A 12,977-nucleotide genomic window follows, 5' to 3' on the forward strand; every position below is an offset into this window, starting at 1 on the left:
AGGCGCCGCGTAAGCGCGGCGGGGTTGCCCGGGCCACGGGCCTGAAGGACGGGATCGCGATTTGCATGATGTGGGCTCCTTGCAGATAGGGCATGCGGACGGGCTGGCCTTGCCTGGCGGCCGTCCCGGAAAACAAGGCTAGGCCTGCGGCTGCGCCGGCCCCAGCAGGCGCAGCAAGGGCAGGCCCGCGGCCAGCACGGCCAACCCGATCAAGGCGCCGGCCCCGGCGTACATGGCGCTGGAGTACACCAGGCCGGCGCATGTCAGCGCCAGCAGCAACGGGGGCAGGGGATAGAGCGGCACGCGGAACGGGCGCGGGCGGTCGGGGTCGATGCGACGCAGCCGCCATACCGAAGCCGCGACCAGCAGCATGAAGATCCAGAACACCGGCGCGGTGTAGGCGACCAGGGTCTGCACGCTGTTCTGGCTGAAGGCGCCCAGCGCGATCAGCGCCAGCGTGATCGCCCCCTGGACCAGCAGCGCGGACGCGGGCGTCTCGCCTTGCGCGTTCCAGGCCGCCAGCGCCCGCAGGCGCGGCACGTCGCGGCCCAGCGCGAAATACACGCGCGCGCCGGTGATGATGGTGCCGTTGATGGTGCTGAGCGCCGTGGCGCAGATCGTCAGGCTGAGCAGGGCGGCCGCGTAGGGGCCGGCCGCCAGCTGCATCACGTCGGCGCCCAGCGCCGGCGTGTCGCGCAAGCCCTGCAGGCCGAAGATCTCCAGCAGCGCCAGGTTGGTCAGCACATACGCCCCGGTCACGAGCAGCGTGCCGATCAGCAGCACGCGGCTCATGTTGTGCCCGGGATCGCGCAATTCCCCGCTGAGATAGGCGGCCTCGTTCCAGCCGCCATAGGTCAACAATACGAACACCATGCCCATGCCCAGCAGCCCCGCCGTGTTGCCCGCCAGAGGCGCGGGCGCGGCATCGGTGCGCAGCGGGCTGTCTCCCGCCGCGGCCAGGCTCGCGGCCATTACGGCCGCCAAGGCCGCCACCGTCAAGGCGGTGAACAGCCATTGCAGGCGTTTGGAATAGCGCGTGCCCGCCACGTTCAAGGCGGTCAGCGCCACCACCGATATCGCGGCGTGCAGGGCGGGGCCATACGCGCCCAGCGGCACCAGGCGCTGCGCGTAATCGCCATAGATATAGGCCACGACCGCGATGGCGCCGGTCTGGATGACGGAGCAGCGCGCCCAGGCAAACATCAGGCCGACGCGCCGCCCCCAGGCCCGCGTCAGGTACAGATACTCGCCGCCCGCGCCTGGATAGGCCGATCCCAGCTCGGCATAGCAAAGCGCACCGACCAGCATCACCAGGCCGCCTGCGCACCAGAGTCCGATATAGACCGCCTCGGAACCCGCGTGCTGCGCCACCAGCGGCGGAAAGCCGAATATGCCGATCCCGATCACCACGCCCACCAGCACCATGGTGGCATCCATCACCGACAAGCCGGCTGGCGCACGCGGTTGGCGCAGCAGGGCCGGACTCGCGGACGAGCGCAGGGTGGGCTGTGTCATCGGAGGCTCTCGGTTGGGCGCGGCGAGCGCGGGAGGCGACGGCGTTTCGGGGACGGGGCCTGACAATCACCTGAACAAATTGCGACCGGCAGCAGTGCGTAAAAGTTTCTCCGGGTTTTCCCCGGGATGACGCCAATTACACGTGTTCAGCCTGCATTCAGATATAAAGTAAAACTTTACTATCGATTCTTAATGCATTGATTATTAAGAATAATATGTCTTAGTTAATGTGATTTATATAAAGTGGAGATGAAGCTATCCATACGCGTGGCAACGGCAGGGCTGGCGCTTTCCGCGCTGTTGGGCGTGATGCCCGCTGCGCTGGCGCATCACGGCTGGTCCTGGGCCGAGTCCGAACAGATGACACTGCAAGGCACCGTCCAACAGGTGCAGATCGCGCCCCCGCATCCCTGGCTGGACGTGCGCGCCGACGACGGCGTCTGGCGCGTGGAGCTGGGCAACCCCACCCAGACCAAGGACGCCGGATTCGTCGAGGGTTCCGCCAAGCCGGGCGATGCCATCGTCGCCATCGGCAACCGCGACAGCGACGCTGGCGCCAAACGCATGAAGGCCGTCCAGATCAAGGTCGGCGGCAAGACCTACGACATCTATCCCAGCCGCATCAAGAAGCCCTGAAGCGGGCCCGGCCCATGCCTGAGCTGCTGCGCCTGGCGCTGGAACAGCTTGAATCCCTGCCGCCGTCGATCTGGCTGCGGCGGTCGGGCACGCTATATCTGTTGGTGAACGCCGCCCACATCGGCGCCATCGGCCTGCTCATCGGCTCCATCGTGCCGCTGGACATGCGCCTGCTGGGGCTGTTGAAACCTGGACCGCTGACCCTGCTGGCGCCTGTGCTGGCACGCACGGCGGCCGCGGGCCTGGCGCTGGCTGTGCTGACCGGTGCCATGCTCTTCAGCGTGCGGCCGCTGGAGTACCTGGAAAATCCCGCCTTCGGAATCAAGATGGGTCTGCTGGCCGCTGGCGCGCTCAACGCGCTGCTGGCACGGCGCAGCAAAGCCTGGGAGGCGGTCCAGGAGCAGGGCATGGCTTCGGCCGGCATGCGCTTGCGGGCCGGCGCGTCTTTAGTTCTGTGGCTGGGTTGCCTGGTCGCGGGGCGCTGGATCGGATTCCTTTAAAGCGGCGTGAGCCTGCGTGCGGACAGGCCCCTTTGCGATGCCGGCGCCCGGAAGATCAGCGCGTTGCGCTGGCCACGGCCTCGACCGTGATGCGCAACTGCACCTCATCGCTCACGCCTGGCGCGAACGCATCCACGCCGAAATCGCTGCGCTTCACGACCGTCATGGCGTCAAAGCCGATGGCCGGGCGCTGCACCATCGGGTGCATGCCTTGCTTGTTCTGGCGCGCCTGCAGCACCACCGGCTTTTCGATGCCCTTGATGCGCAAGACGCCACTGATGCTGAGATTGCCGTTGCCCCGGTCGGCGACCGAGGTGCTCTTGAACTGGATGTCCGGGTACTTGGCCGCCTGGAAGAACTCCGCGCCCTGCAGCATTTCATCCAGCTTGGGCACATGGGATGTCAGGCGCGCCACGGGCACGCTCAGGTCCACCGCCGACTTTGCGGGCTGGGCGGCGTCGTAGCGGATCACGCCGGTCACGGCGCCGGCATGGGCCGTAGGCTTGGAAAAGCCCAGGTGGTCCCAGGTCACCACGATTTCCGTGTGTTCCGGATCAATCTGGTAGTCCACGGGCGCGGCGTGCGCGGGGAGGCTGCCCAGGGCCAGGAGCGAGGCCGCGAGGAATGCTGCGTAGGTGTGCTTCATTTGATTCTCTTGATGTTCGGCGCCCGGAGAGGTCCGGATGCTCATTCCGTCGCTTGCTGGCTTAAACCCAGCTGACAAAGACGGCACGAAAGAAGGATAGGAAATGATGCAATATCGCGCTAGCCGTATGAAACTGGCTGCAGCGTTCCAATTTTGATAGCAATCAAACCTTGGTGGCGATCAAACCCGGCGCCTGGAGAATCGATGCGCCCCGCGGGCAGTGCTGGCCGGACATCGCATGCCGGCCAGTCCGCCATGGGGCCATGGCCTGGAAGTCAGGCGGCGGCTTGCGCTTCGGCCAGCGCGCGCTGCACGGCCGGCCGGGCCGCAACCCGGGCCAGATAGGCCGTCAACTTGGGAAACTGCGTGAGGTCGACGCCGTCGCCCTCCAGCCAGCTGCCTATGGTGTACAGATAGCCGTCGACCACGCTGTAGCGTTCGCCCGCCGCCCACGGGCCGACGATTTGCGATTCGAGATAGGCGGCGCAGGCGGTCATGGAATGCGGCACCTTGGCCTGCATGGCGGCATGCGCGGCCGGATCGTCCGCCCAGCGCGCGCCGCGGCGCTTGTGCGCGTGCGCCACGTGCGCGGTGGACGCCAGATAGCTCGCCAATTCCTGCATCCGCGCGAACGCGAACGGATCATCGACCGGCGCCAGCTGCGCGGCCGGAAAGCTCTGCGCCACGAAGGCGAGCAGGGCGGGGGTCTCGGTCAACACGCCGTGTTCGGTCGCCAGCGCCGGCACGCGGCCCTTGGGATTGACGCGCAGGTACTCGGGGCTTTGCTGCTGCTGGGCGGCCATGTCGAGCTTGACCAGATCGAAATCGGCGCCTGCTTCATGCAGCGCGATATGCGTCGCCAGCGCACAGGTGCCAGGGGCGGAATAAAAGGTCCAACGGGACATCTGCATCCTCTTTGTTCAATGGGTGAAAAGCCGGGTCGCCACAACAAGCTGCCCGCGACAGGGTAGCCCGATCACTTGGCGATTCCAATAAAGACGGCCAGACAGCGCTCGACTTCCAGCAGCGTTGCAGCCTCGATGCGGCCGAAAGCAGGGCCAAGCTTGTCCCGCCTTACGGTCAGCGCCTTGTCGACCATGATTTGAGATAGCTGTTGCAAACCGTTATGAGCAGTCGGCCTTGCGTTGACCCGCAGCAAGGGGGCGTCGACCAGACTGCTGGTCACCGGCAGGACGGTGATGCTTCCGTGTTCGCTGAACAGGTCAGCTTGAATGACCAAGGCCGGCCGCGGTTTGCCAAAATCGCCTTGCGCCACGACTGTCACCAGTTCGCCGCGCATCAGGGCTCCCAGCCATCCAGCTCGGACAGGGCCTGATGCATCAGGCGCCGCGTCGGATGATCCGCGGCATCCGCCTCGGTCGCCAGGCGCGACTGCCTGCGGCATTCCTCGGCGAAATTCGGCCGCCGGGTATCAGGCACCCAGATCTGGACCGGACGCAAGCCGGCCATGCGTAGCGCGGTGCGATGCTTGTTCACGCGGGCGTTTACATCGGATGTCACCATGTCAGCCTCCCTGTTGCATGTAACAGAGTACACGGGGAAGTCGTTACATGCAACGGGTATCGCGGTTGCCGCCACGAGCCGCGTTTCGTCAATCAAGCATGTCATTGCCACGTTAGCCGTCCGTATGGATAGAACTGCTCACGATATCTGATCTACATCATGTCGCAATCCGAATTGACCGCAAGGCTTGATGCATCCGAGGTATCTGCTCCGCCTTGCGTGATAGCATCTGCGCCGATAAGGAACCCCGAATGCACGCATCTGCCTATGCCCGTAGACGTTGGGTCGCGCTGGTCGCGATGGCCCTGTTCGTCTTTCAGGCGCTGATCGCGTCCTCCGCGCTGGCAGCCTCCGGCATGGGAACGGCCAAGGCGGCAGTCACCACCATCGTCTGCACCGCCAGCGGCCCGCGCGTGGTCACGCTGGATGTCGATGGGCAGGGGCAAGGCGCACAGCAGCACAGCGGCGCCTTACCGCATTGCTGCAGCGCAGGCTGCGCCATGCTCAGCGGGGCCACTCCTCCCGAAATTCTCTTGCTCGCCTGGTTCCTGCCGGCGGCGGCGCCCGCCGTCCATCCTCCGGCCGCGGAACCGCAATTCTCCAGCGCTTTAGCCCGGCTGCCACAGCAGTCGCGAGCGCCGCCGCAGACCGCCTGACCTCCTTCCCAAACGTTATCGACAGGCCATCCGCTCAGCCCGCAAGCCTGCGGGCCTGAACGGCTGCGCCAGCATCGCCGGCACGCACCGGACCACCGGTCCCACGCGCCGCGGGGAGGGGCGTCCACGTGCCATCGATGCGCGCCTCATACGTGGCGACTGCGCGAGCCTTCACCCCTGAAGGCGCGGGTCGCCGTCAGTCCGCGCCCGCTACAGAACTTGCCTGATCGATAGAAACCTGACATGACCAGAAAAGAGGAATTCCTGCGAATGAGTTGCCTGGCCGCCGCCCTGGCCGCCTCATTCCCCGCCTGGCCCCAAGCCGCCGAGACGAATAACATCTACACCACCGATCCCGTGGTCATCACGGGCGTGGAACCCAGCGCGCCGTTGACCTTCACCACGGATCCGAAGATCCCGCGCCAGCCGCTGCCGGCCAGCGACGGGACCGACTACCTGAAGACGATTCCCGGCTTCTCGGCGATCCGCAATGGCGGCACCAATGGCGATCCCGTGCTGCGCGGCATGTTCGGCTCGCGCCTGAATCTGCTGACTAACGGCAGCTCCATGCCGGGCGCCTGCCCGGCGCGCATGGACGCGCCCAGTTCCTACATCTCGCCCGAGAACTTCGACCAGCTCACGGTCATCAAGGGACCGCAGACGGTGCTGTGGGGCCCGGGTGCGTCGGCCGGCACGGTCAAGTTCGATCGCGACACGCCGAGATTCACGGCAGCCGGCGTGCGATTCGATGGCAGTTTGACGGGCGGCTCGTTCGGCCGCAACGACCAGGCCGCAGACCTGACCATCGGCAACGACCAGGTCTACACGCGCATCACGGCCAACCATTCCCACTCCCAGGACTACAAGGACGGCGACGGCAATACCGTGCCTTCGCGCTGGGACAAGTGGAACGCCGACCTGACCCTGGGCTACACGCCCGACGCCGACACCTTGTATGAACTGACCGCCGGCACGGGCGACGGCGAAGCGCGCTACGCCGGCCGCGGCATGGATGGATCCCAGTTCAAGCGCGAGAGCTTCGGCCTGCGTTTCGAGAAGCGGAACCTCGGTCCGGTGCTGAGCAAGGTCGAGGCGCAGCTGTACTACAACTATGCCGACCATGTGATGGACAACTACACGCTGCGCGCGCCGGATCCCATGAGCGCCATGCCGATGGCCATGGCCGCCGACGTGGACCGCGCGACCTGGGGCGGCCGCTATGCAGGCACCTGGGAACTGTCGCCGGATCTCAACCTGGTCACCGGCCTGGACTTCCAGCAGAGCCGCCATCGTTCCCGCAACGGCACCGACACTGTGCCGTACAGCAGCCAGCGCTGGATCAAGGATGCGGACTTTTCCAACACCGGACTGTTCGGCGAGCTGACCTGGCGCGCCGCGCCGGGCAGCCGCGTCATCGGCGGCGCGCGGATCGACTGGGCCTCGGCCAAGGATTTTCGCCAGGACAACGGCTCGATGATGATGCCCATGCCCAACCCCACCGCGGATGAGCGCCGCAACGACACGCTGCCCAGCGGCTTCCTGCGCTACGAGCAGGATCTGGCGTCGTTGCCGGCCACGGTCTATGTCGGCCTGGGCCATGTGGAGCGCTTCCCGGACTACTGGGAACTGTTCTCCCCGGACCGCGGCCCAACGGGCTCAGCCAACGCTTTCCAGGGAGTGAAGCCCGAGAAGACCACCCAGCTGGACTTCGGCGCGCAATACAAGACCGAAATGCTGGACGCCTGGTTCTCGGGCTACGCCGGCTATGTCGACGACTTCATCCTGTTCAGCTACACCTCGGGCGGGATGATGGGCCCGGCCTCGCAAGCCACCAACGTCAACGCCCGCATCGCTGGCGGCGAGTTGGGCGCCTCGTACAAGCCGGCGCCATCATGGAAGCTGGGCGCCACGCTGGCGTATGCCTGGGGCCAGAACCGCAGCGACGGCAGGGCGCTGCCGCAGATGCCGCCGCTGGAGGCCAAGCTCAGCGCCGCCTACGACGACGGCACGTGGTCCGCCGGCGCGCTATGGCGCATCGTGGCCGCGCAGCACCGCTACGCCTTGAACGAAGGCAATGTCGTGGGCAAGGACTTCGGCCCCAGCGCGGGCTTCGGCGTGTTTTCCCTCAACGGCGGCTATGCGGTCAACAAGCAGGTCCGCTTGTCGCTGGGCGTGGACAATCTGTTCAACAAGACCTACAGCGAGCACTTGAACCTGGCCGGCAACGCCGGCTTCGGCTATGCGGCCAACACCGCGGTCAACGAGCCGGGCCGCACGGTCTGGGCGCGCTTGAGCTTCAAGTACTGACGCGCCCAGCCCGGCGGGCGCAATCAGGACGCGCGCGGAGCCGCCAACAGCCCGACGATTCCGCGCACGTCCTGTTCGCTCTCCAGCCCGCGCAGTCTGCGCGCCAGTTCCCGCGTCTGCGCGGCAGGCAAGGGCGGCTGCGCGGAGGCGCAGCAGGCTTCGAACTTTGCGTCCTGTTCGGCCACGCCCAAAGGACATTCGGGACTGCCGGGAAAAACTGGCATGTCGACCGCGAATTCGCGGCCGTCCTTCAGCCGCAATTCGACCCGCTGGGGGCTCATGGCGTTGGGGTCGGGATTGCCGTCATCCACCACCAGAATGCGGCCGGCCAGTTCGAAAGTCCTGGCTTCGGCCAGCGCGGCCGGATCGAAATCGGGGATGCCGACCCGGCCGCGCAGCAGGGCCGTGGCCATGGCATAACCCATGCACAGCCTGGCGGTGGCGGAATCCATGCCCGGATGGGCTGGCCGCCCGACCAGGCGCACGATCAGCGAAGACGCGCGAACCGTGATCCGGTCCACGTCCTCGGGCCGCAGCGCATGGGCGCGCATGAGATCCAGCACGGCGCCGATGCCGCTGTGCGTGGCGCGGCCGGTCGGGTACGGCTTGTGGCTCATGCGGGTGATCTGGAACACCTGGCCCACGTCTCCGCGAACCGCGTCCCAGTCGGCCTGGCCGGCGTCGTAAAGCGCGAAGTAGCCGTAGGGACCTTCCAGGATGTCGCGCGGCCCGGGGAAGCCCGCGCGCGCCAGTTCGAAGGACGTGACGGCGGCCCTGGCGTTCAGGCCGACCTGCAGGCCGACCGCGGGCGAGCCTTCGATATGCGCCTGCATGGTGCCGGAAAGATGGCTGTATGCCAGCCCCAGCGCGTCGCGCGTGGCGGTTTCGTCCAATCCCGCCAGCTTGCAAAGCGTGGCCGTGGCGCCCAGGCCGCCGCACATGGCGGGCCGGAAGAAACGCATGGGCGCGCGCTGAGCCAGCGCGACGTAGATGGCGAAGTCCAATCCAGCGGCGACCGCCGTGATCAGTTGAGGGCCATCGATGCCGCCTTCGCGCTCGGCGTAGCCCAGCGCCGCCGGCACGATGCAGGCGAACGCATGCACCACGGCGCGGTCGTGGATGGCGTCGAACTCCTGGTTGAAGACCTGATAGGCGTTCAGCATGACCGCGCTGGCGAGCGGCAGCCGCTCGCCGCTGCCCCAGACGGTGGCCTCTGCGCCTTGGCCCAGAGCCTGGGCCGCCTGGCGCAGCGACGCCATGCGCGGATGGCGCGAGCCGGAAAGCCCGACGCCGACCGCATCGAGAATGAAGGTCTGGGCCGCCATCACTGCCGCCGCCGGCAGGTCCTGGTAGCGGGTGCGCAGCAAATGCGTGACCAAGGTATCGATGGCGTTCATGCGGCGGCTCCGGCGGACTTGGCGGGAACCTGGCCGGCATACCAGTCATACATCGCGGCGCCGGTGACGAAAGTGGTCATCGGATGCCGCTGCAGCAAGTCCAGCATGGTCACCAGGTCGGCGTAGCGGTGCGGCACGCCCATCAGATGGGGATGCAGTCCCAGCGTGAGGACGCGCGGACAACCAGCGGCTTGGGCCTCCAGGGCATACAGATCCAGCGTCCTTTCCAGGCGCCGGCTGAATTCCCCGGTGGCATGCTTTTCCACCGCGTGGATGACCGAATCGTTCAGCTCCAGCGCGTAGGGTAGCGCCAGCAACGGCCTCCCGGCGGTCTGCATCCAGTTGGGCAGGTCGTCCAGGCACCAGTCGAACAGGTAGTCGATGCCGGCCTGGGCCAGCAGATCCGGCGTGTCCTGCGTTTCGCGCAGGCCGGGCGAAAGCCAGCCACGCGGACGGCTACCGCTGAAGCGCTCGATCCGGTCCAGCGCCGCCGCGATGGTGCGGGCCTGGCCGTCGCCGTCCTCTTGCGAGAGCGCCCGCTGGTGGATGCCGTGGCCGATGAATTCCCAGCCGGCCTCCAGCAGCGCCTGCGCCGCCTCGGGATAGGCGTCGATGACCGAAGCATTCAGGCTGGCCGAGGCCGGCAGGCCCCGGCCGCGAATGGCATCGATGATGCGGGGCAGCCCGCAGCGCAGGCCGTACTCGGCCCAGCTGTAGTTGGGCACGTCCGGCACTGTTTCGCGCCCATGCGGCGCGGTCAGCAGAGTACGGGGCATGGGCTGGTCGAACGGCCAGTGCTCCACATTGACCACCAGGTGCACCAGGATCGGCCGGCCGTCCAGCGCCGCCAGGGGCGGGCGCTGGCTGGACAGCATGAAAGGAATGCGTGGGTTGTTCATGGCATCTTGCTCATGGTTCAAAGACGGCTCAGCGGCCGAGAAAGACCGGCTCGCGTTTTTCGGCGAACGCCCGGCGGCCTTCGGCGTAGTCCTCGCTGCCGAAACACTCGGCCACCAAGGCATCGATCGCGTCGAGCCGGGCGGACGCAGGCGGATTCATGGTCGCCAGTATGGCCGCCTTTGCCGCGCGCAGGGAGAGGGGCGCATTGGCGGCAATGCCGCGCACCCGCGCCTGGGTCTGGCGGATGAAGTCGTCGTCGGCGTACCGCTCATGGACCAGGCCGCGGCGTTCGGCCTGCTCGGCGTCGAGGTTGCGGGCGGTATAGAACAGATCGAACGCGGACGCCGCACCCACCACGCCCACCAGCCTGCGCATGTCGGCATAGGAGTAGCCCAGCCCCAGCCTCGCGGCCGGCATGCGGAAACGGGCGCTGGCGCTGGCATAGCGCAGGTCGCAGGCCAGCGCCAGGCCGATGCCGCCGCCCATGCAGGCGCCCTGTATCAGCGCCACGGTCGGGGCCGCGAACTCCGCCAGCAGCTGTTGCGCGTCCGCCACCGCCTGGTTGTACCTGGCGACCGCGGCGGCGCCGTCGCGCGCCTGGTCGAACTCGCTGATGTCGGCCCCGGACACGAAGGCCCGGGTACCGGCGCCGGCGAGCGCCAGCACCCGCACCCCGGCGCCCTCCAGTTCACGCAACGCAGCGGCCAATTGCTGCCACATGGCCAGGGTCATCGCATTGCGCCGTTCCGGATGGCAGACCGTGAGGGTCGCGATGCCGTCTTGCAAATCGACCTGGATTTGGCCGCCGCTCATACCACCCCCGCTTCATACAAGCGCTCGATGTCGCCCTCGCCATAGCCCACCTCCGCCAGCATCTCGCGGGTGTGCTCGCCCCAGCCGGGGGCGGGCCGTGCGATCTGGGCGGGCGTGCGCGTCAAGGCCACAGGCTGCGAGATCAGGCGGTACTCGTGTCCGGTCTCGTCCGCGACCGGCTGCGCCACGCCCAGATGGCGGACCTGCTCGTCCTCGAATACCTGCGGGATGCTGTAGACCGGGCCGGCCGGCACCCCGACCCGGTTCAGCAGCCCGACCCAATGCGCCACGCTTTGCTGGCGGAAGCGCTGCGCCAGCGATTCATTGAGCTCGGCGCGGTTCACCACGCGCAGCTTCTCGGTCGCGTAGCGCGGGTCCTCCAGCCATTGCGGCGCGTCCAGGCACTCGCACAGACGGCGCCAGTTGCCTTCGCCCGACGCGCCCAGGTTGAAGGCGCCGTCGCTGGCTTCGAACAGGCCCATCGGGCTGCTGGTCGGATGGTCGTTGCCCACCTGCACCGGCGTGTCGCCATCGTTCAGGTAGCGAGCCGCCTGGAAGTCCATCAGCGCGATCTGCGTGTGCAGCAGGGAACTGTGGACCCATTGGCCCACGCCGGATTGTTCGCGCTCCAGCAAGGCGAGCAGGACGCCGACCGCGGCGTAGATGCCGGTACCGCAATCGGCGACCGCCAGCCCGGCGCGCAGCGGGCCGCCGCCGGCGAAGCCCGTGACCGACATGAGGCCGCCCATGCCCTGGATGATCTGGTCGAAGCCAGGCCGGTCCGCATAGGGGCCGTCCTGGCCAAACCCGGAAATGCTGGCCAGGATGATGCGGGGATTGATGGCGCGCAGCACGTCGTAGTCCACCCCCAGGCGCGCCTTGACGTCGGGACGCCAGTTCTCCACCACCACGTCGGCCGTGGCCACCAGTTGCTTGAACACGGCCAGGCCTTCGGGCTTCTTCAGGTTCAGCGTCATCGACCGCTTGTTGCGGTTCAGGTTCTGGAAGTCGCCGCCGGTGCGGTCGGCGGCGAACATGGCTTCATTGGGATCGATTCCGGCCGGCGGTTCGATGCGGATCACGTCCGCGCCGAAATCGGCCAGGATGCGCACGCAGGTCGGGCCGGCGCGCACGCGCGAAAGGTCCAGCACGCGAAAGCGCGCAAGGGTGGGGGAGGCATTGATTCTGGCCATGATGAGTCCGTGGATTAGCGTTGCAGGATGGCGGAAAAGGGCAGGGCGAACTGGTGCGCGAAGGCCAGCAGCAGGGCCTCGCTGCCTGGCCCCCCGACCGCTTGCACGCAGACGGGGCGGCCCAGCGCGTCGATGCCGACGGGCAGGACCAGCGCGGGCAGGCCCAGATAGTTGAGGTAGGCGTGGTGGCGATGCAGCGCCGCGAGCGCGCGCGGATCGAAAGCAGGGCTGCTGGTGGTGACCGCCGAGCGGTCCGGCACCCCTTGCGGCAGGCAGGGCGTGAGCAGCAGGTCCGCATCGACGAGATACGTGGCGACGAACGCGGCGCGCGACGACGCGATTTGCGACAGAGCATGCCGATACCAAATCGCCGGCATGGCCCAACCAGGCAGCGCGATGGCCTGGGTGGCGGGCGCCAGCGACGCCAATTCGCGGCGCACACTGCCGGCGAGCGTGGCGGCAGCCTCCGCGTGCAGCACGATCTGCGCCAGGCGGTTCAGGCGGTCCAGATCGGGCCCCGGTTGGGCATCGATCCGCGCCGAATCCCGCAATCGCTGTTCGAAGCACGCCATCGCCGCGCCCACGTCGGCGCGCGCGTCGGCGGTCCCGAGCGTGGACGCCACCCGCCAGCGCCGGGGCCTGGAAAGTTCCTGTTCGATACCCGCCGCATCCGTGGGCAGTGCCGGCGCGACCGTCGCCGACGGCCGCAACGCGGCATAGACGCAGGCGGCGTCCAACGCGTCTCGGCCGATCACCCCCACCGTGTCCAGCGTTGGCGCCAAGGCCGCCACGCCGTCCGCCGGGATCACCCCTTGGGTCGGCTTGAGCCCCACCAGGCCGCAGGTAGCCGCCGGCATCCGCACCGAGCCGGCCGTGTCGGTGCCGAGCGA

General features: G+C 67.6%; 14 protein-coding genes. 4 read left to right on the forward strand and 10 right to left on the reverse strand.

The features are described from left to right. Positions 1-138: 138 nt before the first annotated feature. Positions 139-1,437, reverse strand: a complete 1,299-nt coding sequence (locus VIR09_RS00920) for an APC family permease (RefSeq protein WP_332010875.1) — start codon at positions 1,435-1,437, stop codon at positions 139-141. A gap of 327 nt (positions 1,438-1,764) precedes the next feature. On the opposite strand from VIR09_RS00920, the gene VIR09_RS00925 reads away from it, so the two are divergent. Continuing rightward, positions 1,765-2,151, forward strand: a complete 387-nt coding sequence (locus VIR09_RS00925) for a DUF6152 family protein (RefSeq protein ID WP_332010852.1) — start codon at positions 1,765-1,767, stop codon at positions 2,149-2,151. A 14-nt stretch (positions 2,152-2,165) separates the two neighbouring features. After that, positions 2,166-2,651 (forward strand): DUF6644 family protein, encoded by a 486-nt coding sequence (locus VIR09_RS00930; RefSeq protein WP_332010854.1) that lies wholly within the window; start codon positions 2,166-2,168, stop codon positions 2,649-2,651. Between the two features lie 55 nt (positions 2,652-2,706). Here VIR09_RS00930 and VIR09_RS00935 read toward each other — a convergent pair whose 3' ends face one another. From VIR09_RS00935 to VIR09_RS00950, 4 genes are all read right to left on the reverse strand, one after another. Then, a complete protein-coding gene (locus VIR09_RS00935; RefSeq protein WP_332010856.1) occupies positions 2,707-3,297 on the reverse strand; it encodes a YceI family protein in 591 nt (196 codons plus the stop codon). 275 nt (positions 3,298-3,572) lie between these two features. Then, positions 3,573-4,202 (reverse strand): glutathione S-transferase family protein, encoded by a 630-nt coding sequence (locus tag VIR09_RS00940; protein WP_332010858.1) that lies wholly within the window; start codon positions 4,200-4,202, stop codon positions 3,573-3,575. Positions 4,203-4,273: 71 nt separating this feature from the next. Next, on the reverse strand, positions 4,274-4,597 hold the full coding sequence (locus tag VIR09_RS00945; protein ID WP_414639351.1) for a type II toxin-antitoxin system PemK/MazF family toxin: 324 nt from the start codon (positions 4,595-4,597) through the stop codon (positions 4,274-4,276). Next, entirely contained in the window at positions 4,597-4,821 is a 225-nt protein-coding gene (locus VIR09_RS00950) for an antitoxin MazE family protein (RefSeq protein WP_332010860.1), read from the reverse strand. The genes VIR09_RS00945 and VIR09_RS00950 overlap by 1 nt, the downstream gene beginning before the upstream one ends. A gap of 251 nt (positions 4,822-5,072) precedes the next feature. On the opposite strand from VIR09_RS00950, the gene VIR09_RS00955 reads away from it, so the two are divergent. Beyond that, positions 5,073-5,477: a DUF2946 family protein gene (locus VIR09_RS00955; protein WP_332010861.1), complete on the forward strand. Its 405-nt coding sequence runs from the start codon at positions 5,073-5,075 to the stop codon at positions 5,475-5,477. Positions 5,478-5,720: 243 nt separating this feature from the next. Further along, positions 5,721-7,784 (forward strand): TonB-dependent copper receptor, encoded by a 2,064-nt coding sequence (locus VIR09_RS00960; RefSeq protein ID WP_332010864.1) that lies wholly within the window; start codon positions 5,721-5,723, stop codon positions 7,782-7,784. Positions 7,785-7,807: 23 nt separating this feature from the next. Here VIR09_RS00960 and VIR09_RS00965 read toward each other — a convergent pair whose 3' ends face one another. The 5 genes from VIR09_RS00965 to VIR09_RS00985 form a co-directional block, all read right to left on the reverse strand. Beyond that, positions 7,808-9,181, reverse strand: coding sequence for an MmgE/PrpD family protein (locus VIR09_RS00965; RefSeq protein ID WP_332010865.1), 1,374 nt, complete (start codon positions 9,179-9,181; stop codon positions 7,808-7,810). Continuing rightward, positions 9,178-10,080 (reverse strand): polysaccharide deacetylase family protein, encoded by a 903-nt coding sequence (locus VIR09_RS00970; RefSeq protein ID WP_414639353.1) that lies wholly within the window; start codon positions 10,078-10,080, stop codon positions 9,178-9,180. The genes VIR09_RS00965 and VIR09_RS00970 overlap by 4 nt, the downstream gene beginning before the upstream one ends. Positions 10,081-10,108: 28 nt before the next feature. Beyond that, entirely contained in the window at positions 10,109-10,894 is a 786-nt protein-coding gene (locus VIR09_RS00975; protein WP_332010867.1) for an enoyl-CoA hydratase, read from the reverse strand. Further along, positions 10,891-12,087: a CoA transferase gene (locus VIR09_RS00980; RefSeq protein ID WP_332010869.1), complete on the reverse strand. Its 1,197-nt coding sequence runs from the start codon at positions 12,085-12,087 to the stop codon at positions 10,891-10,893. The genes VIR09_RS00975 and VIR09_RS00980 overlap by 4 nt, the downstream gene beginning before the upstream one ends. A gap of 14 nt (positions 12,088-12,101) precedes the next feature. Next, the coding region (locus VIR09_RS00985; protein ID WP_332010872.1) for an amidase family protein at positions 12,102-12,977 on the reverse strand (876 nt) is incomplete at its 5' end.

The organism is Achromobacter sp., assembly GCF_036567245.1.
Taxonomy (GTDB): domain Bacteria; phylum Pseudomonadota; class Gammaproteobacteria; order Burkholderiales; family Burkholderiaceae_B; genus Achromobacter.